Raw genomic sequence first — 18,224 nt, forward strand, 5'->3', positions numbered from 1 at the left:
TTTTTAAATCAGAATTAAGGAACGAAATGACTTACGACGAGCTAGAATTAGACGCCGTTTTGTTAGAGGTTTTGGAAAATAGAGGCAGCTTTGACTCGATGGATGACGAAGAGCTTTATGAGCTTATCGAGCAAGTCGCGCAATATACAGACGGCGACTACGAAGAGGCGTTTGAATATATGACTCAATTTTCTCCAATCCCTAAAAAACGCTTTGTATCACTATTTATGGTTTAGCAAAAGGCTAAGCCATAATCTTGCTAAATTTATAAACTAAATTTCTAAAATCTTTAAAATGTAAAAAAGAGCTTGACTCTTCTAAAAGAGCCAAGATATGAGGTTATTATAAGAAGTATTTTGAGATTATCTCTTTAAATTTGATTGTGTATTTGCTAGCTTTTGGGCTGTTGTTGTAGATATCTTCAAATTCATACATTCTATCGTAGTAGTCGTTTGTATCTTGTGCGTTTATCTTAAGTCTTGCCACATCTAAGCTAACGCCAACAAAAGCTCCGCTAGTCTTGCCACGCTCCTCGACAAATGCTGAAATTTCAGGCAAATCACTAGCTATCGCCACTTCGTTGCCAACGCCGCCAGTTGCTTCTGCTTTTAGGCTGATCGTATCTTTTGCGTTAAACAAGCTTGCATAGGCTTCTGAGTTTTTAAATAAAATGATCATATCAGCCGAGCTATATCCTAGCTGAAGTCCGATGCTGCCAGATGTGTAATTTACAAAAAATGGGCTTGACCACTCGCCATCGTCGTTTTTAGCGATAAATACGCCTCTGCCTTTTGAGCCAGTGATGATCGCGCCTGCTTTTGTCACGTCTGGGATGATAGCGATGGCTTTGATGCCTGTAAATTTGGTATTTGGTTTTAAATTTCTAGTGCCAAAAGCGTTTAAAATGTTTATCGCATTTTTTAATTTTTGGTTTTGAATCACATCAGCGTTTAAATTTAACGCAAAAAATGAGCCAATCAAAAAGAGTAAAGTTAGAATTTTTTTCATCAAATTTCCTTATTTAAAATTTTTGTTATTATAGCCTAAAATAAACTATTATTTAAAAATTTATTAATGAAATTTTATGAGATTTCATTATAAAATGCCCATTTTTAAGGAAAAAATATGAGCTTAATACTTTTTGTAGAATACGTCGGTATCGCATCAGCTGCGCTTAGCGGCTTTTTGTTTGCTGTAAAGAGGGAGTGCGACTGGCTGGGTGTCTTTTTGTCCGCATTTTTGACCGCACTTGGAGGTGGTATCATGCGTGATATGCTCGTTGGCAGGGCGGTTTATTCATTCACTCACTACATGCCAGTAAGTGTTGTCATCTTTATGCTTGTCGTATCTAGGATCACAAATTTACATATAAAAAGAGAGGGCTTGGAGAAGAAATTTGTCTTTATCTTTGCCGACGCGATCGACGTTATCTGCTTTTCTATCGTTGGAGCGATGGTTGCCATCGAGTATAGTTACAACATCTTTGGCGTCATGATGATCGCCTTTTTTAACGGTGTTGGCGGCGGTATCTTAAGAGACATCTTGCTAAATGAAGTCCCATGGTTTTTGCGCACAGGACTTTACGGCACGATAAGCCTTGGCGTGGGGCTTGCCTACTTTATCCTCTATCATCTGGGTCTTACCAACATATTTTTTACTATGTTGCTGCTTGCTGCTGGTATAACGGTCAGGATGTTTGCATTTTACAGAGGCTGGAAGCTGCCTGATCTATGAAATTTAGCGAGTTTTTTGATATCTGGGTCAATGAAAACTACTATAAATTTGGTGTGGATATCGGCAAAAAGGGCGACTTTTATACAAATGTAAGCGTTGGCTACCTCTTTGGCGCCTGCCTTGCAAACTACTTTATAAAGCTACTTAAAAATGGCGAAATTTCTAGCTCTTGTAAGGTCGTGGAGATCGGCGCAAACTCAGGCGATATGCTGGCTGATTTCGTGCAGGGCATCTTTACGCTTGAGCCAGAAATTTTGCCAAATTTAGAGCTTATCATCATCGAACCTCATGAAATTTTACGTAAAAAACAGCTTGAAACCTTTAAAAATCGCTTTGGTAATGAGATAAAAATAAAACACTATAAAAATTTAGACGAGTGTAAATTTGATGAAATTTTTGTCATATCAAATGAGCTGTTTGACGCATTTAGCTGCGATGTGATAGACTGGGAAAATATGCTTTTTGTGGATAGTAAACTAAAATTTCACTGGCAAAAGGCAGATCAAAATTTGCTAGCCCTTGCAAAGAAATTTGGCATAAAAAAGGGTGAAATTTCAACTAGCTACGCTAAATTTGCGCTCCAGCTTGCAAATGCGGCTAAAAAAATTAGATTTTTAAGCTTTGACTACGGCGAATTTGAGCCAAAAAATGAATTTAGTCTAAGGGTTTTTAAAGATCATCAAGTTTTTTCTTTATTTGAAATTTCAAACCTTGCACCATATTTTAAAAGCTCGGATCTAACTTATAGCCTGTGTTTTAAACAGGTAAAAGAGGCTTTCTCTCTGGCTGGCTTTTTGATGCTTAAATTTAAAAAACAAAATGATGCTTTGGTTAATGATCTTGGCGTGGATGAAATTTTATCTTTGGTGCTTGAAAAAGGCAGCAAGCAAGCCTACGAAAACGCCGTAAAGCAGGCGAAATTTCTACTCTCACCTGAGTTTTTGGGTGAGAAGTTTAAATTTATAGAGTTTTTAAAGAGCTAGCCTAGCGATATCAGCGTAATCCGCTTCGCAAGCCTTTAAAAGGTCGTTTGGAGCTATCTTTATCTGCTTGCCTCTTACTCCAGCGCTTACTAGCACATACTCTTGCTCTTTTGCTCGCTCATCGATGAATGTGGCAAAGTGCTTTTTCATAGCAAGTGGCGAGCAGCCGCCTCTAATGTAGCCGGTGATCTTTTCTAGATCTTTTAAATTTATAAGCTCGCAGCGTTTGGCTCCGCACGCATGAGCAAGTGCTTTTAGATCAAGCTCCAGATCGCCTTGCAAGCAAGCAACGACAAAATTTTTAGGCTCGCACTGGCAGACGATCGTCTTATAAATTTGCTTTATATCTTGCTTGGTGCTAGCTGCTACGTGAACGGCTGAAAGATCGTTTAGATCGACTTCGTACTCAAGTATCTCATACTCTATTTTTAGCTTGTCTAAAAGCCTAGCGGCGTTGGTTTTATGTATCATCTTTTCTCATTTTTGTGAATTTTTTGTATAATTATAGCCAAAACTTAAAGGAGGAAAGATGGCTGAAGAAGTTGAAGAGAAAAAAGCAAAAAAAGGTGGCAATGGCGCTTTGATGATAATCATCATCGCGATATTTGTTTTATTGCTAGTTATCGGAGGGCTAGTGGCGTTTTTAATGCTTAGTTCTGACGAGCCAAAAGAGGCAAATATGGCGCAAACACCAGCTCAGACTCAAACTCAACCAGCACCCGCTCAAAACAAAGCAAAACGCGGTGGCAACGACTATTCGAACATGGGGCCGATATATCCGCTTGATCAGTTTGTCGTAAATTTACTTAGTGAAAATGGATCAAGATTTCTTAAAACTAAGATCGATCTAGAGCAAAGCGATGAGCTACTAACTGCCGAGCTTGATAAGAAAAAGGCACTTTTAAGAGATATCATCATAAGAACGCTCTCTTCTAAAACTTACGAAGAAGTAAGTACTGCAAAGGGCAAGGATAGGCTAAAAGACGAGATCGTCGGCAAGCTAAATGAAGTGCTAAATGATGGCTACATCAAAAACATATTTTTTACTGATTTCGTGGTGCAATGATAGGCATCGATATCGTTAAGATAGATAGGATTTCAAGACTTAAGGCTCGTCACGGCGAGCTTTTTTTAAAGAGATTTTTAAGCGATGACGAGATCGCGCTATCAAAAAATGATGCGACTTTGGCTGGATTTTGGGCGGCCAAAGAAGCAGCTAGCAAAGCCCTTGGTGTGGGCATCAGCAAAGAGTGTGGCTTTTTAGACATTATGCTCAGTAAAGATGCAAAAAACGCACCAAAGATAAAATTTAGCCCAAGAATTTATACAAGCTTTAACATCAAAGAAGCAAGCCTTAGTATAACTCACGACGGCGGATTTGCCGTAGCCGCAGTGATGATAGTGTGAAATTTATCTGTTTTTGCTTCTAGTTACTTTTTATGTAAAGCATAATTTACAAACAAATACTTATATAAACTTTTTTACAAAAAAGACGAAATTTGATGTAACCTTTGGTGATCATAAAAACTAAGGATAGTAAAATGCAAATTTCTAATAATCTTTCAACCCATAACTATCTCTCAAGAGAGAACATAGCAAGAGAGATGGGTTTTAAATTTAACGATATAAACGAGATACTTAGTAACGATATGGGTTATAGTATGACACTTTCTAAGTATGCAAGGCTAGATGATAAAGAAAGAGCAAGAGAATACGACAGATACGATCACTCACTCACTGGATTTGTAAAAGGTGAAGGAGAGCCAAGAGTAAGCATACTTGGCAAGCTAATGGGCTATGACGACGCTTTTTCAAAAGATGAGATAGATGAGCTAAAGAAATTTATAGATGATAGCGGTGCTTTAGGGCTTGAGAGAAATCCAGCATTTGAGCCAAAGGGAATTTTCAAAGATCCATTAAATAGTAAAAAGCTTAGCGTTGATGATTTTATAGATCAGTTTGCAAATAAAAAAATCCTCTCTTTTATAGCTTTTGGCGGTAGTAAGACAGCTGAACTACTTGATAGCGATATGAGTGTTGATGAGTTTAAAGGTAAATGGGCTAAATTTGCACTAAAGGAGCGCTTTGGTTTAGAGCTTGATGAGGAGCTAGCAAAAGATACTATAAATTCTATCAACGATCTTGAAACACAAAACGAAGAAGATAAGAAAGAGAAGAAATTTACACCTATACAAGTTACTAAAAAATCTCAAACCTATAAGCTTGAAGCCGATGAGAGATTTAAGGAGATGTATAAATTTATAAAGAGCGAATTTGATAGTGGCAAGAGTATGTTTGAAATTTTAGAAAAAGTGGCAAAGCTTAAAGTGGATAAGACAGCATAAGGGGGGGGGGACTTAAATGATAACTAGCATAAATGGACTTAGCAACACACCGATACAAGATAACACTATCCAAAAAGAAAATGCAAAAATGTCAAAGGAGCAAGAAAAGGCTTTAATAGATAAACTAATGCACAAACCCCTTGCAGAAGTATTGCCAAAATTTATTGATATAGATGAAAGTAAATATAACTGGATAACGGATGCTATAAACAAGATAGATACTATGCTTTCCAAGAAATATGATTTTACTATCGAGCAAAGACGTGCGCTGATAGCAAAATATCCAGAAAACATGGAAGAGCTTGAGATTAGTGTCTTGCAAGGGCACATGGACTGGTTGCTTTCTAACTCAGTAGATGGCAAGCCAACAATATCTGGGCTAATGGTTGGTATCGGCACAGCAGAACAAGAGGCTGAGCTAGAAGATTTTATGAAATCATTTTCTGAAGATACAATGATGAGTAACGATGGTGCTAGATTATTTGCTAGAGCAGATCTAAGCATAGAAGAGTTTAAAAAGCTTTATAGAGAAGATGTAGAAAAAACCACAAAAGAGCATAAAGAATTTCTAGCTAAACTACACAAAGAAGAACAAGAATACAATGCAAATTTAGCTAAAGAGCAAAGCGAGAAGAAATTTAAACCTATGCAGGTTAAGAAGAAGTATGAGACTTATGATATAAATAAGGATCAGAAATTTCTCTTTGCAAGAGAGCTTTTAAATTTCAAAGAAAAAAGAGGCATAGATGTCTTAGAACTTATGCAAAAGATAGATAAGAAGCAAATTTTAAATAAGATGGCTTGATGGATAAAAAATAGCTATCTTATTTATTGTATAAAGTAGTGATTGCTCTAATTTTAGTCCTTTTATGCGATTTTATCCACTTTTGTATTTGCGACTTTTTCTAAAATTTCAAATATGCTTTCGCCATTATCAAATTCAGTTTTTATAAATTTGTAAAATTCTTTAAATTTCTCATCGGCTTGCATATCATAAGTTTTAAATTTCTATAGGCTTAAAGGTTTCTTGTTTTTGTGTATCAGTTTGATTGTCTTGTTCTTCATGATCGCTTTTTTGATCCATTAGCCCATAGTCACCAACCTCTTGTGGCATACTTCTATTTATAACTTTAGAATATCTCTCAATAAATTCATCCACACTTATATTAGACGACTCGAGAAGCTCACGACCTTCATTACTAAAAGACACACCAAATCTTTCTAAAGTTCGACGTATCTTTTGTCCTTCTAGATCATCATCTGACGTTTTGCCCCAGATGGTTTTTTTATCATCATTGTAGGATTTAAAAGCTCCAGTAAAGTTTGTGCTATTGTCCATCACTTTCTTATAATTAACTCTACTTGCGAATTCTTTTCCTTCAAATAGTGAGTTGCTATTTAGATTTGGCGAATAGGTTATATTATTAAGCATTGTTAAGGTCTCACTTTATTTAGATATTCCAGCATCTCTTTCATAGGTTTTAATTCTTTTTTATGGTATTAATTTGCATTAGAGCATCTTGCTACCTACCCAGCAGTGCTGTTTTTATACGCTAGCACACAATCACTCATAGAATATGAACTATCTATTAATATTGATAGTTAATCAACCTACTTAGGTTAATAATGCTTTTGTGAGCAAGAGTATAATTAATAACTAAATCGACCTTTAAATAATTTAGTTTATATATGACCTATCTCTACACAAAAGTCTTACTAATAGAACTTATCCTCTCGCTCCAAGAATTTGCTAGAGAATTTATATCCTCGCTAGTTGGCTTAAATTTCCCATATTCGTTTGAGGTAACACTTTCTGCGTTAATATTCTTTGATCTTGCATACATTAAAAGCGTTAGCTCTTTAAGTCTTTCTTTTATGAGCGCTTTTATGCTCTCACTATCTTTACCCACTTTTTCAAAATCCACAAAGTACTCTTTATGCTCTCCTGTGCTTGAGATATCATTTAAGGCAGCACTGCTAAGCTTAGTCTTTGCACTATCACTTGGTAGCGGTCTAGAACTGCGCAAAAATCCCATGAAAAGAGCTTCTTTGCTGTAGCCTTCATCTGACTTATAAAAAGACATATTAGGATTAAAACTAAACTCATCACCTGCTTCGCTCATCGTAAAATCAACCTCTTTTACTATGAGCCTAATGCCTGCACTTGATAGTTCTTTACTTAGAGACTTAGCGCTATTTAGCTCATCGGTGCTAGAGTAGATGTTTGAGATAGTAGAGTTTGATAGATCTTTTAGCAAATGTCCTTTGGCGTCATAGTGAGTGCCTTTTGTGCTGTAACCTTTTGGTAGTTTGTCTATATCTGCAAGGGTGTAACTCTTTTTATCATCGCCTAAAGCAGAGGTCATTTGATCAAATAGTCTGTAATAGTGCTTTATGGTATCAGCCATATCGATGTTGTCAAAGATCTTTATCTGCTCGTCTTTGCTCTTGATGCGGTTTAACACATGGTTGCGCTCGGCAAACCTACTAAGCTCATCAAGTGTGCTTTTATGTATTTTAAAGTCCTGTGGCAAGCCTGCTGCTTTGTTAAAATCAGCTCCCATAAAGCCAGCTTTATCTACTGTGTAGCCATAAGCTTGAAGATCATTAAAATTTAAAGAGATAAGGCTATTTTGTGAAGAAGTAGTATAAGTAAATTTAGCTGGCTCTTGGCTTGGCTTGCTAATCTTTTCTTTGACACTTTGCTTTATAAGATTACTAAAATTTAAAGATCTATCTTGTTTGTGTTGTTGTTTGGTGTATGAATTTACATTGGTGCTTAAGATGCTAATATCATTCATGGTTTGCCTCCTAGCTTCTTTGCTTGATACCAAGCAAAACGTATTCCAGTGAGTGATTAGTATTTCTTACTCTGTTATTATTCTGTAAAAAATAATTACTTGTAATGATATATCATTTTTAAGATATTGTATAATGGTGCCCGAGGTCGGACTCGAACCGACACAAGGTTGCCCTTATCAGATTTTGAGTCTGACGCGTCTACCAGTTTCACCACTCGGGCTAAGTTAAGATTGAATTTTTAGATTTGTGAGAAGAAAGAAAAAGGGGAGACTTGCTCCCCGAAAAAGAAAATTATTTCTTTTTACCTTTTTTAGCAGCACCAGCAGCAACTGCTTCTTTAAGTTTTTTGCCAACTTTGAATTTGACTGCTTTGCTAGCAGGAACGTCGATTACTTTCTTAGTTCCAGGAACTCTAGCTTTCCTTGCAGCTCTGTCAGCAGTACCGAAAGTACCAAAGCCTATAAAGCTAATTGTATCGCCTTTTTCAAGAACCGCTTGGATTGTCTCCAAAGTAGCATCAACAACTTTTAGAGTATCTTTTTTTGAAAGACCAGCCTTGTCGGCAACCGCTTGAATAAATTCAGCTTTTTTCATGAACCATCCTTTTAAGAAGTTATGCGGCAATTCTACACTCTTTTAAAAAAAAATACAATACTTTTTCCCTAAATTTAGCTCTTTTTTTGCATTTTTTTAGTAAAAAAGACCAAATTTTGAACTTTCACTCACAAATTTCAAATGTAAGCTCGTTTTTTAGCCCTATCTTTTTCATATCTACAAGCTTTAAATTTTCAAAATTTAAACCCATTAGCTCATCTTTGTTTGTCACTTTAGCATTTGCGATCTGGCGTAAAACCTCACCTCTATATGCTTTTGCATGGTGGCTTAGTATCTTTTTGTTTTTTAAAAAGCAAAATGTCGTAAATTCTTTTTTTACCACATAAAATTTCTCATAAAATTTAGCTCTAAAATCTAAAATTTCATCATTTTCTAAAAAGCTATCGACTGCCTTGCTAAAATTTTGCTCATAAAATTTACAAATATCAAAGCCAGCTAGCTTTTCGCCTTGCTTTAGTTTGTACTCAGCTATCTCATCTTTTGCTAAAATTGGCCCAAATAAATTTGAAAATATCAAAACATTATTATCTATATATTTTTGAGCGTCATCGCTTAGTCCGCGGTAGTTTAGGTGCTTATAGGCAACGCCGTCATATCTTAAGATAGCTTTTATGCTGCCTTTTTGAGATAGACTTTCTCGCAGCTGCTCGCTATCCTCAAGCTCTTTTAGTCCAAAAAGCTTTTTTATCTCGTCTAAATTTGCACTTTTTAAAAACTCGTCATATCTTTTTAAAATTTCAGCCCTTTTGTCAAAAAGCTCAGAAAATATCAAATTTTTACCATCAAATTTATCATTTGTATTTAGAGAAATTTTGCTTTCGCTTGGTGAGAAGAGGATTTTTAACGCCATTTTCTTTCCTATTTTATATATGTAAATTTTTGCAGATTATACAATAAAACTTTTTTGCTCTAAAAAAAATCAAATTTTCACCGATATATCACAAAGCGGAATTATTCTTGCTTAGAGTGAATAAAAATTTAGGGAAAAATTATGAGAATTACAAATCAACTACGTTTTAGTCAGACTTTGCACGACTATCAAAAAAATATGGTTGGCGTAAATAAAAGCTACCAGCAGCTTTCAAACGGACTTAAAATCCAAGATCCATACGACGGTGCTGCGGTTTATAACGATGCTATGAGGCTTGATTATGAAGCGACCACTCTCACTCAAGTGGCTGATGCTACTGGTAAGTCAGTAAATTTTGCAAAAAACACGGACAATGCGCTGAAAGAATTTGAAAAACAGCTTGAAAATTTTAAAACAAAAGTCGTTCAAGCAGCCAGCGACGTGCATAGCACAACCTCTCTTGAAGCTTTGGCAAACGACCTTCAGGGCATCAAAAACCACCTTGTAAATATCGCAAATACCTCTATAAATGGGCAGTTTTTATTCTCAGGAAGTGCTGTGGATACTAAGCCGATCGATGGCTCAGGTAAATATCAGGGCAACCGCGACTATATGAAAACTTCAGCCGGTGCGCAGGTTGAGCTACCTTACAATATCCCGGGATTTGATCTATTTTTAGGAAAAGATGGCGACTACAACAAAATTTTGACAACAAATGTGATGCTGGCTGATCAAACTAGAACCGACATCTCTTATGCGCCAAAATATCTTGATGAAAATAGCAAGATAAAAAATATGATCGGTCTAAACTACGCAAGTGACTCAGTTGTGGGTAGTGACGGCTCTTATAAAGGCACGATTGAACCTGATTTCGACTTTTTGGATACTTCAAATGTAAATTTTCCTGACACATACTTTTTCATGCAGGGCAAAAAGCCAGACGGCACGACATTTACGAGTAAATTTAAGATGAGTGCCGATACATCAATGGCTGGTTTGATGGAGAAGATCGGTATGGAATTTGGCAACACAAAGACGACAAAAGTTGTCGATGTGAGCATAAATAACGACGGACAATTTAATATAAAAGACCTTACTAAAGGCAATCAAACTATAGACTTTCACATGGTTGCAGCTACTTCTGTGGCGGCAAATCGTGGTGCGATAGCTCCAAACAATACTCTTGATACGGTAAATTCGCTACAAAGCCTTGAAAATATGGCAAATGCTGTGCCAAAAACGGTTCATATAACTGAATTTACAAAGAGCAAATACCTTGATAAAGATGGAAATTTAACAAACGCATTTGACTATGACAAGGTTAGATTTGAGCGAAAAGACAATGAATTAATCGCAAATTTACCTCAAGTAGCTAGAAGAACGGGCGAGTTTGCAACTGATCAGACAAAGCTAAGCGAGGTTTCTGGCACAAAAGAGAGCTACAATAGAAATTTATACCCAAAAGATGTCGATGCCAGAAAAAGAGAGCTTTACAATATAGATAATCAAGAGATAGGTCTTCAAGTAAAATCAATAACTGGCACAATGTATGATATCAAAGTAAAAATGGGCGAAGCAGGTGGCGTAAATACCCCAGTGCAGTTTCAAATAACATCTACAACAGCTGCTGGCGTGGTATCTCCAACTAGAAATTTGACCGTCTATAACTCAGATGAATTCGGCAGTTACAGAACCTATGCAAGCGACTTTACATATCGCCAGCTAATGGATATCGTAGCGATGGCTGCAAGCGATAATATCCCTGATCCTCAAAACGTAGAAAATGCAAATTTTGATACAGATATCGAAAAGGTAAGAAGAGATCAAAACTACAATGCCTATAAAGACGCTTTGTCAAAGACTAAAGGTGCAGTAGAGGTAAATTTAGACGATAAAGGCAGGATGGTGCTAACTGACAAGACAAAATCTGTCACAAATATAGAGCTAACCATGTATGATGCGAAAAATGGAGATATATTTGACGGAGATAGCACCGGTATAAACACTGCTGGCGCTGCAAGCCACCCTCAAGGCAAGGGCTCAGTATTTAGCTTTAACGAAAATAACGCTTTAACTATCGATGAGCCAAGCACAAGTGTCTTTCAAGACCTTGATGATATGATATTTGCTGTTAGAAATGGCTACTATAGAGCAGACGCTAACAATCACGATCCACGAAATACAGGCATGCAAGGCGCTTTAAAAAGGCTAGATCACTTGATAGATCACGCAAATAAAGAACTTACAAAGATCGGCTCTCAAACCAAGCTTTTGACATCGACAAAAGAGCGCGCAGAGATAATGAAAGTAAATGTGCTAACCGTTAAAAATGACGTTATAGACGCAGACTATGCAGAGTCATACCTTAAATTTACACAGCTTTCACTCTCATATCAAGCTACTCTTCAAGCAAGCGCTAAGATAAATCAACTAAGCTTGCTAAACTACCTAAACTAAAATGATAAATCAGCAGGCCTAGCTTGCTGATTTTTTAAAAATTAAACTCAAGCGTGCTATAATAAGCCTTTTTAACAAAAGGATCTAAAATTTTAAGACATATATTATTTACTATTTTTGTTTGTTTTTTTATATATTTTGGTATCGCTACGGCTGCTCCGACTGCTGATTTTGTAGGCTTGCTTGGACAAAGCCTTGGCGTTTTTAATATCAAGTATTTTGGGCTTATCGCCTATGTTTATCCATTTTTGCTTATCATTTTGGGCTATTTTGTATATAAAAATTTTAATAAATTTGACTTTGATTTTGCCCAGTTTGTGGTTGGGATTTTTCTATTTTTTATCGCATTTTTGATGTTTCAAGCGCTAACCACTTCTGGAGCAAATAGCGGCGTGATAGGTGGCTTTATAGTCTCAGCTCTAAAAGAAGTCATCGGTGCTATCGGCACTGCGGTTGCTATACTTATGATATTTATTATCTCTCTTGGGCTTGCTTTTAGAGAAAATTTTATCATCGTTTTAAGAAAGGCTTTTGTAGATAAAGAGCCAAATGGCTATGAAGACAAAAGTGCAAGCGTAAAAGAGGTAAGGGCAAGGCAGATACCAAAGATAGAGCGCAAAAAGCCAAAAGCTGAAGAGATAAAAGAAGAAGAGCTTATAGACGCTCAGGTGCTAAATGATGATGAGCCAAATTTAGAGAGCGAGCCAGAGCCAGAGATGGAGCCGGCACAAGAGAGCAGACCTGCAACTATAAGCGGGGTTGAAATTTTAAATGAAGTGGCTGAAAACAAAAAACTTCTTGATCAGATAGAACGCGGCAAGGTCGAAAAGCCAAAAGACTTTGTCTTGCCGCCACTTAAATTTCTAAACGATCCCCCAAAGCGCTCGCACAATATCAATGAGGCCGAGATCGACCAACAAATTTCAAATTTGCTAGATAAACTGCGTAAATTTAAGATAGATGGTGACGTGGTGAGAACTTATACTGGCCCTATCGTCACGACATTTGAGTTTCGCCCAGCCCCGCACATCAAGGTGAGTAAAATTCTCACTTTGCAAGATGATCTAGCGATGGCGCTAAAGGCTCAAACTATCCGTATCCAAGCGCCGATCCCTGGCAAAGACGTCGTTGGCATAGAGGTGCCAAATCAAAATTTAGAGACGATTTATCTAAAAGAAATTTTAGAGAGTGAAGTCTTTAAAAACGCGAGCAGCCCGCTAACCATGGCTCTTGGTAAAGATATCGTGGGCGCTCCTTTTGTGACTGACCTTAAAAAGCTCCCACATTTGCTAATAGCTGGAACAACTGGATCTGGTAAGAGTGTGGGCATAAATGCGATGCTTTTAAGTTTGCTTTATAGAAATAGCCCACAAACTTTGCGCCTAATGATGATCGATCCAAAGATGCTTGAATTTAGCATATATAACGACATCCCACATCTTTTGACGCCTGTTATCACAGAGGCTAAAAAGGCGATCACAGCGCTTTCAAACATGGTCGCTGAGATGGAGCGAAGATATAAGATAATGAGCCAAACTCGCACAAAAAATATAGAGAGCTACAACGAAAAGATGAAGAACGAGGGCGGCGAGCAGTTTCCATATATCGTCGTGATCATCGATGAGCTGGCCGATCTTATGATGACTAGCGGCAAGGATGTGGAGCTTTACATCGGCCGCCTAGCGCAGATGGCAAGGGCTAGTGGCATACACTTAATAGTAGCGACCCAGCGTCCAAGTGTCGACGTCGTGACTGGCCTTATAAAGGCAAATTTACCAAGCAGGATAAGCTATAGAGTAGGGCAGAGGATCGATAGTAAGGTCATCCTTGATCAAATGGGAGCTGAGAGCTTGCTAGGGCGAGGAGATATGCTATTTACGCCTCCTGGAAGCCCTGGAGTGATCAGGCTACATGCGCCATTTGCAAGCGAAAAAGAGATCGAGACAATCGTAAATTTCTTAAAAGAGCAACAAGATGTGATTTACGATGAGAAATTTCTAGCAGAAGAGGGCTCTAGCGCAGGCTCAGCTGCTGGTGTGCTAGGTGAAGAAGAGCTTGATGAGCTTTATGAAGAGGCAAAAGAGATCATCTTAAGCGAGCAAAAAACATCGATCAGCTACCTGCAAAGACGCTTAAAAATAGGCTACAACAAAGCTGCAAATATAATCGAACAGATGGAAAAAATGGGCGTTTTAAGCCCTGTAAATGCAAAAGGGCAGAGGGATATTTTGGTTTAATATAAATTTATATTTAAAAAATAAATTAATCTAAACTGCTAGCAAAAAATTTATTTACATATAAGTTATATTAAAATAAAATAAAGTGTAAATTAGGCTATGCAGGGAGTAGTAAAATGGCACAACAAGTCGTATTTGCTTGGGGAAGGGAATTTGAAACAAATATTAAACAAGTTGATTCTGAACATAGATATTTGGTTGAAATAATCAACTCTTTAGGAAACAAACTTACTATACAAAATACCGTTTTAAGTGATATGATACCTTTGTTTGAAGAACTGGTTGATTATACAAAATATCATTTTTCAAACGAAGAAGGGTTGATGTTGGAGGCAGGCGTTGATGCAAGACATGCCAAAGAACATCTCAAAGCTCACAGAATTTTTATCAAAGAAGTTACATCAAAATATAAAAATTTAAATTCAAACAATATAAAGGTTGAGGCAAAAGAACTACTTGACTTTTTGGTGCAATGGCTGACCTTTCATATACTTGGCATAGATAAAAATTTATCTGCTCAAATGCGACTTATAAAATCAGGCTATACTCCAGAACAGGCATATGAAGAGGTAAGCGGAGTAAATCACGAGCAGCTTGATACTTTAGTTAAATCATTTAATGGTGTTTTTGGTGTTTTGATGAAATATAATGAAGAACTTTTGATGCTTAAAAATTCACTTGAAGAAAAAGTTAAACAGCGCACAGAAGAGTTGCTTGAGAGCAATAAAAAATTAGAAATTTTAGCTATGACTGATCAATTAACAGCACTTGCAAATCGTCGTAGAATGAGTTATGAGCTTGAAGACTGTTTGCAAAAATACACTGAAAGTAAAGTTCCATTTACGATCATAATGTTCGATCTTGATAATTTCAAAACCATTAATGATACTTTTGGACACGATGCTGGCGATGTTGTGCTTGTGGAATTTTCAAATGTCCTTAAATTTAATCTACGCACTGATGATATAATATGCCGTATAGGTGGAGATGAATTTTTAGTAATATGCCCTAGCACCGATGCTGATGGTGCATTAAAAATAGCTACAAAAATTCATAAAAAGATAAATAAAATACGTATCGAATTTAAAAATGCTTGCTGGATCGGATCCGCAAGTATCGGAGTTGTTACGGTAAATGATAAGATCGCAGCAAAGGATAAAATTTTAAAAGCTGCTGATAAATCAGTTTATGATGCTAAAAATGCTGGAAAAAATAAAGTTGTTTGCTTTAAATGATTTTTAGATTCCAAGTTTTAAATTTACATTAAAAATATAACTTCTTGTGTGTTTTAAAATTTTTAGTTTTTAGCATTTTTTTAAATTTTTATTCATTTTTTATTCGTAGAATAATATACCTTTTTAGCGTATAGACTTAGAATGCTACAATGCTACTCAAAGTTTAAATCTATGCTTAGCTTCAAAGGACTTCAAGTTAGGCAAGTAGTAACCAAAAGACCTGCTTTAAGAGATGATGAGCTTCTAAGCACTAAAGAGTTTTTATATAACAGAGCTAAAAAAATCTAAAGCACTATCAAGTGTAGAGATATATGAGCTCTTTATAGTCTTATCTAATCTTGGACTAAGACCCTCTGAATACTTTGCATTAGAGCTTGGAGATATAAACTTCGAGCACGATACACTCTCTATCTCAAAGGCGGTTAAGACACATAAGACTAAGAAACCTATCATAGGAGCTCCTAAGAACGGACAAAGCAGGACACTACCTTGTGGAGAGAATGTTATGGAAGTCTTTAGAGCTATTAAGCAACGCTTAGAAATAGCTAAGAGTGTTAGTAGGGCGGAAGCTTTAAAACTCTTTACTGAAACAAAAACTAACGGAGTGCTTAGAATGACCTACTATTGGGTAGCCAATGGTGCTTACGATGATTGCAGAGACCTACCACTAGATAAGTGCCCTATAACCCATCTAAATATTGATAGTAGCAGTAGGATGTGGGGGGCAGTAAAAGAGTTTTTAGGATATAAGGGAGATGATAGTGCTCACGGTCTTTACGTATTATGCCATACGGTGGCTTCTAGGTTAGTGAGTTTGAAGGGATTTAATGCTCATAAATTGATGGCTTTTATGGGTCATACAGATATTAAAAGTAGCCTGCATTACGTGCATCTAAATGTTGATGATATACGTGATGGTATGGGAGTTGGTGTTTAGTTAAAAGGTGGTAAAAGTCCTTGGTATTTGGTTGCGGAGGACGGATTTGAACCGCCGACCTTCGGGTTATGAGCCCGACGAGCTACCACTGCTCTACTCCGCGATAAGAGTTATTTGGGATTTTAAAGTGTGGATGGGGTAAGAGGATTCGAACCTCTGAATGACTGGACCAAAACCAGTTGCCTTACCGCTTGGCGATACCCCAATGTTTTTAAGAGTTGTAATTATATAGACTTTAATGCCATTTGTCAAGGTTTTTTGTAAAAAAATTATTTTTATTAGAAATAAAATTTTCCAAACCAAGATTTAAAAGCAAAAAATGGTTTGGAAATGGTTTTCTTATTTTTGCTCTTTGTATTTTAAAATTTGGGCGTAAATTTCGTCTTTTAGTTTTAATTTTTCTTTTTTCAAGGCATCAAGCTCAGAGGCTTGTGCAGCTTTACTGTCTATTTTTTCATTTAGCTCGTCATGCTTTTTGCAAAGTGCGGCAAAATGAACATCTACTTTTTTCAACTCATTTATGAGATCAGTGTATTCGTGTAACATACGTAGCTCCTGTAAAAAATTTATAAATTCTAACAAGGCTTTGTAAATGTTTGGCTATCTAAATTTAGATCTATAAAAGCTTCTAGCATATAGTGGTTGAGTCAAATTTATGCCACGAATCAAATGCAAAAACTAAACGTATTTTAGTTCTTCTGGCTTGTGTTTGCTCTTTACTAGGCGTTTGGTTAGGCGTATGCCATCAACTGTGCCGATGACTAAAAGCTTTGTGCCAGTGCCGATTAGAGTATCACCATTTGGCATCGGGATAAATTTGTTATTTATGTCTCTAATGCCTACCACGTCAGCATTTGTGATATTTCTTAGGTGTGTCTCTTTTAGTCTTTTAAACCTGATCCAAGAGTAATCAGGCACAAGAATTTCTTCTATGTCGATAGGCGAGCTTTTTGTGTATAGAAATTGCTCGAGTAAATTTTCCATATCAGGTCTTACGCTCATGGCGCTTAGACGCTGTGCGACTAGGCGAGATGGGCTTACTACGTTATCAGCACCAAGTTTTTTAAGTCTTTGTGTATCATCTTCGCTATCTGAGTTTGTGATGATGTGGTAAGGTTTTTTGCGGCCTATCTCTTTTTCATAAAGTCTAACAGATGCGATAAGCGCGATATTATCAGCGATATTTGGGCTAAGAGTGATTAGTCCTTTTGCGCTTGAAAGATGCGTTTTTAAAAAGGCGATTTGAGTGTGAGGCTGAGCTTTTATGAAGTATGGATACTTGTAAATTTGAGCTATTTCTGCGATATCTTCTCTGTCGTCAACCACTACAAATGGTATGTGATTTTCACGAAACTGAGCGCTAAGCTCGATCGTGTAGAGGTTGTGGTAACAAATAACGAAGTGATTTTTTAGTCTTGCGATCTTGTAAAGCATGCGCCTTTCCTTTAAAATGCTAATTAATGTGCCTCTTTTTAGAACTTCTACAACGATACCGATTGATAGCGTAAAAATAATGAAGCCAACAAGGATAAATGTTATAGTAAAAATTCGCCCCTTTGGAGTTATGGGCGCAACTTCGGTAAAACCGACCGTCGTGAAGGTCATACCTGCTTGGTAAAAGGCATCTATGAGGGAGAAGTTATCTATAAAGATATAACCCAGTGTTCCAAAAAGTAACAGTAGTACGACTGAAATTAGTGGAAATCTAAAAGGTTTTAGTTGTTCGTAAAGCTCAGTATCTAGGCTTATTTCTGGTTTTGCGGAGTTTGACCAGTTGAGGAATTTTAAAAGTCTTGAGAGAAAAGACATAAATTCCTCTTCATTTTATCTCTTAGTTTGACTGTTTTTTCATAGTTCTTAGAGTAGAAGCAGCAACTTTTATTCTTCTTGTTGTGCCATCTTCTAGAGTAACACGGATAGTTCTAAGATTTGGTAAAAATCTTCTTTTAGTTTTATTGTTGGCGTGGCTCACGTTGTTGCCTACCATTGGTCCTTTGCCGGTTATCGCACATCTTTTTGACATTTTTTT

21 protein-coding genes and 3 tRNA genes are annotated in these 18,224 nt (G+C 36.7%); 11 read left to right on the plus strand and 13 right to left on the minus strand.

Translation table 11 applies throughout. The annotated features are described in order from the left end of the window. Positions 1 to 26: 26 nt before the first annotated feature. A complete protein-coding gene (locus CVS91_RS03255; RefSeq protein WP_002942234.1) occupies positions 27 to 236 on the plus strand; it encodes a hypothetical protein in 210 nt (69 codons plus the stop codon). 106 nt (positions 237 to 342) lie between these two features. On the opposite strand, the gene CVS91_RS03260 is transcribed toward CVS91_RS03255, so the two are convergent. After that, positions 343 to 1,008: a lipid-binding SYLF domain-containing protein gene (locus CVS91_RS03260; RefSeq protein WP_103620504.1), complete on the minus strand. Its 666-nt coding sequence runs from the start codon at positions 1,006 to 1,008 to the stop codon at positions 343 to 345. Between the two features lie 117 nt (positions 1,009 to 1,125). On the opposite strand from CVS91_RS03260, the gene CVS91_RS03265 reads away from it, so the two are divergent. Together CVS91_RS03265 and CVS91_RS03270 are read left to right on the plus strand one after the other, a co-directional pair. Next, positions 1,126 to 1,734, plus strand: a complete 609-nt coding sequence (locus tag CVS91_RS03265) for a trimeric intracellular cation channel family protein (protein WP_021093519.1) — start codon at positions 1,126 to 1,128, stop codon at positions 1,732 to 1,734. Next, positions 1,731 to 2,717, plus strand: a complete 987-nt coding sequence (locus CVS91_RS03270; protein WP_107830278.1) for an SAM-dependent methyltransferase — start codon at positions 1,731 to 1,733, stop codon at positions 2,715 to 2,717. The genes CVS91_RS03265 and CVS91_RS03270 overlap by 4 nt, the downstream gene beginning before the upstream one ends. On the opposite strand, the gene ybaK is transcribed toward CVS91_RS03270, so the two are convergent. Further along, complete coding sequence (gene ybaK / locus CVS91_RS03275; RefSeq protein ID WP_021090136.1) at positions 2,706 to 3,188, minus strand: Cys-tRNA(Pro) deacylase; 483 nt, start codon at positions 3,186 to 3,188, stop codon at positions 2,706 to 2,708. The genes CVS91_RS03270 and ybaK overlap by 12 nt on opposite strands. Before the next feature lie 58 nt (positions 3,189 to 3,246). Here ybaK and fliL point away from each other — a divergent pair, with 58 nt between their 5' ends. From fliL to CVS91_RS03295, 4 genes are all read left to right on the plus strand, one after another. Beyond that, a complete protein-coding gene (gene fliL, locus CVS91_RS03280) occupies positions 3,247 to 3,783 on the plus strand; it encodes a flagellar basal body-associated protein FliL (protein WP_002942267.1) in 537 nt (178 codons plus the stop codon). Continuing rightward, the gene (acpS, locus tag CVS91_RS03285) at positions 3,780 to 4,124 is read left to right on the plus strand and encodes a holo-ACP synthase (RefSeq protein ID WP_107830280.1); all 345 of its coding nucleotides are present in this window, start codon (positions 3,780 to 3,782) and stop codon (positions 4,122 to 4,124) included. The genes fliL and acpS overlap by 4 nt, the downstream gene beginning before the upstream one ends. Before the next feature lie 134 nt (positions 4,125 to 4,258). Then, entirely contained in the window at positions 4,259 to 5,062 is an 804-nt protein-coding gene (locus CVS91_RS10420; protein WP_107830282.1) for a hypothetical protein, read from the plus strand. A gap of 16 nt (positions 5,063 to 5,078) precedes the next feature. Beyond that, positions 5,079 to 5,867, plus strand: coding sequence for a cell surface protein (locus CVS91_RS03295; protein WP_107830284.1), 789 nt, complete (start codon positions 5,079 to 5,081; stop codon positions 5,865 to 5,867). A 62-nt stretch (positions 5,868 to 5,929) separates the two neighbouring features. On the opposite strand, the gene CVS91_RS10555 is transcribed toward CVS91_RS03295, so the two are convergent. From CVS91_RS10555 to CVS91_RS03320, 6 genes are all read right to left on the minus strand, one after another. Continuing rightward, positions 5,930 to 6,052: a hypothetical protein gene (locus CVS91_RS10555; protein WP_265094387.1), complete on the minus strand. Its 123-nt coding sequence runs from the start codon at positions 6,050 to 6,052 to the stop codon at positions 5,930 to 5,932. 10 nt (positions 6,053 to 6,062) lie between these two features. Next, entirely contained in the window at positions 6,063 to 6,494 is a 432-nt protein-coding gene (locus CVS91_RS10425) for a hypothetical protein (RefSeq protein WP_234409652.1), read from the minus strand. Positions 6,495 to 6,762: 268 nt separating this feature from the next. Then, the gene (locus CVS91_RS03305; RefSeq protein ID WP_234409653.1) at positions 6,763 to 7,863 is read right to left on the minus strand and encodes a Cj0814 family flagellar-dependent secreted protein; all 1,101 of its coding nucleotides are present in this window, start codon (positions 7,861 to 7,863) and stop codon (positions 6,763 to 6,765) included. Positions 7,864 to 7,997: 134 nt separating this feature from the next. Further along, positions 7,998 to 8,084 (minus strand) — tRNA-Leu (locus tag CVS91_RS03310). 71 nt (positions 8,085 to 8,155) lie between these two features. After that, entirely contained in the window at positions 8,156 to 8,458 is a 303-nt protein-coding gene (locus CVS91_RS03315) for an HU family DNA-binding protein (RefSeq protein ID WP_012001719.1), read from the minus strand. 124 nt (positions 8,459 to 8,582) lie between these two features. Then, complete coding sequence (locus CVS91_RS03320) at positions 8,583 to 9,329, minus strand: YaaA family protein (RefSeq protein ID WP_107830286.1); 747 nt, start codon at positions 9,327 to 9,329, stop codon at positions 8,583 to 8,585. A 141-nt stretch (positions 9,330 to 9,470) separates the two neighbouring features. Here CVS91_RS03320 and CVS91_RS03325 point away from each other — a divergent pair, with 141 nt between their 5' ends. From CVS91_RS03325 to CVS91_RS03340, 4 genes are all read left to right on the plus strand, one after another. Then, positions 9,471 to 11,786, plus strand: coding sequence for a flagellin (locus CVS91_RS03325; protein WP_107830288.1), 2,316 nt, complete (start codon positions 9,471 to 9,473; stop codon positions 11,784 to 11,786). Positions 11,787 to 11,917: 131 nt separating this feature from the next. Beyond that, positions 11,918 to 14,023: an FtsK/SpoIIIE family DNA translocase gene (locus CVS91_RS03330; RefSeq protein WP_107830290.1), complete on the plus strand. Its 2,106-nt coding sequence runs from the start codon at positions 11,918 to 11,920 to the stop codon at positions 14,021 to 14,023. Between the two features lie 116 nt (positions 14,024 to 14,139). Next, positions 14,140 to 15,258 (plus strand): GGDEF domain-containing protein, encoded by a 1,119-nt coding sequence (locus CVS91_RS03335; RefSeq protein WP_107830292.1) that lies wholly within the window; start codon positions 14,140 to 14,142, stop codon positions 15,256 to 15,258. A gap of 322 nt (positions 15,259 to 15,580) precedes the next feature. Next, positions 15,581 to 16,195: a tyrosine-type recombinase/integrase gene (locus CVS91_RS03340; protein ID WP_234409657.1), complete on the plus strand. Its 615-nt coding sequence runs from the start codon at positions 15,581 to 15,583 to the stop codon at positions 16,193 to 16,195. Positions 16,196 to 16,223: 28 nt separating this feature from the next. Here CVS91_RS03340 and CVS91_RS03345 read toward each other — a convergent pair. From CVS91_RS03345 to rpmB, 5 genes are all read right to left on the minus strand, one after another. Then, positions 16,224 to 16,298: transfer RNA gene (locus CVS91_RS03345), tRNA-Met, on the minus strand. Positions 16,299 to 16,325: 27 nt separating this feature from the next. Continuing rightward, positions 16,326 to 16,400 (minus strand) — tRNA-Gln (locus tag CVS91_RS03350). Between the two features lie 134 nt (positions 16,401 to 16,534). Next, positions 16,535 to 16,741 (minus strand): DUF465 domain-containing protein, encoded by a 207-nt coding sequence (locus tag CVS91_RS03355; RefSeq protein ID WP_002942218.1) that lies wholly within the window; start codon positions 16,739 to 16,741, stop codon positions 16,535 to 16,537. Between the two features lie 132 nt (positions 16,742 to 16,873). Continuing rightward, a complete protein-coding gene (locus CVS91_RS03360) occupies positions 16,874 to 18,004 on the minus strand; it encodes a potassium channel family protein (RefSeq protein WP_012001697.1) in 1,131 nt (376 codons plus the stop codon). A gap of 22 nt (positions 18,005 to 18,026) precedes the next feature. Continuing rightward, complete coding sequence (gene rpmB, locus CVS91_RS03365; RefSeq protein WP_002942221.1) at positions 18,027 to 18,218, minus strand: 50S ribosomal protein L28; 192 nt, start codon at positions 18,216 to 18,218, stop codon at positions 18,027 to 18,029. Positions 18,219 to 18,224 lie beyond the last annotated feature (6 nt).

Source organism: Campylobacter concisus (assembly GCF_003048985.1).
Lineage (GTDB): Bacteria > Campylobacterota > Campylobacteria > Campylobacterales > Campylobacteraceae > Campylobacter_A > Campylobacter_A concisus_AY.

What these genes read in the sequence shown, in the direction of transcription:
- CVS91_RS03315 (WP_012001719.1), bottom strand. Translation starts at nt 8,458, where the DNA reads ATGAAAAAAGCTGAATTTATTCAAGCGGTTGCCGACAAGGCTGGTCTT.
- CVS91_RS03260 (WP_103620504.1), bottom strand. Translation starts at nt 1,008, where the DNA reads ATGAAAAAAATTCTAACTTTACTCTTTTTGATTGGCTCATTTTTTGCG.
- fliL (WP_002942267.1), top strand. Translation starts at nt 3,247, where the DNA reads ATGGCTGAAGAAGTTGAAGAGAAAAAAGCAAAAAAAGGTGGCAATGGC.
- rpmB (WP_002942221.1), bottom strand. Translation starts at nt 18,218, where the DNA reads ATGTCAAAAAGATGTGCGATAACCGGCAAAGGACCAATGGTAGGCAAC.
- CVS91_RS03360 (WP_012001697.1), bottom strand. Translation starts at nt 18,004, where the DNA reads ATGTCTTTTCTCTCAAGACTTTTAAAATTCCTCAACTGGTCAAACTCC.
- CVS91_RS03355 (WP_002942218.1), bottom strand. Translation starts at nt 16,741, where the DNA reads ATGTTACACGAATACACTGATCTCATAAATGAGTTGAAAAAAGTAGAT.
- CVS91_RS10555 (WP_265094387.1), bottom strand. Translation starts at nt 6,052, where the DNA reads ATGCAAGCCGATGAGAAATTTAAAGAATTTTACAAATTTATAAAAACT.
- CVS91_RS03255 (WP_002942234.1), top strand. Translation starts at nt 27, where the DNA reads ATGACTTACGACGAGCTAGAATTAGACGCCGTTTTGTTAGAGGTTTTG.
- CVS91_RS03325 (WP_107830288.1), top strand. Translation starts at nt 9,471, where the DNA reads ATGAGAATTACAAATCAACTACGTTTTAGTCAGACTTTGCACGACTAT.
- CVS91_RS03305 (WP_234409653.1), bottom strand. Translation starts at nt 7,863, where the DNA reads ATGAATGATATTAGCATCTTAAGCACCAATGTAAATTCATACACCAAA.
- CVS91_RS03295 (WP_107830284.1), top strand. Translation starts at nt 5,079, where the DNA reads ATGATAACTAGCATAAATGGACTTAGCAACACACCGATACAAGATAAC.
- CVS91_RS03335 (WP_107830292.1), top strand. Translation starts at nt 14,140, where the DNA reads ATGGCACAACAAGTCGTATTTGCTTGGGGAAGGGAATTTGAAACAAAT.
- CVS91_RS03270 (WP_107830278.1), top strand. Translation starts at nt 1,731, where the DNA reads ATGAAATTTAGCGAGTTTTTTGATATCTGGGTCAATGAAAACTACTAT.
- CVS91_RS10425 (WP_234409652.1), bottom strand. Translation starts at nt 6,494, where the DNA reads ATGCTTAATAATATAACCTATTCGCCAAATCTAAATAGCAACTCACTA.
- CVS91_RS03320 (WP_107830286.1), bottom strand. Translation starts at nt 9,329, where the DNA reads ATGGCGTTAAAAATCCTCTTCTCACCAAGCGAAAGCAAAATTTCTCTA.
- acpS (WP_107830280.1), top strand. Translation starts at nt 3,780, where the DNA reads ATGATAGGCATCGATATCGTTAAGATAGATAGGATTTCAAGACTTAAG.
- CVS91_RS03265 (WP_021093519.1), top strand. Translation starts at nt 1,126, where the DNA reads ATGAGCTTAATACTTTTTGTAGAATACGTCGGTATCGCATCAGCTGCG.
- ybaK (WP_021090136.1), bottom strand. Translation starts at nt 3,188, where the DNA reads ATGATACATAAAACCAACGCCGCTAGGCTTTTAGACAAGCTAAAAATA.
- CVS91_RS10420 (WP_107830282.1), top strand. Translation starts at nt 4,259, where the DNA reads ATGCAAATTTCTAATAATCTTTCAACCCATAACTATCTCTCAAGAGAG.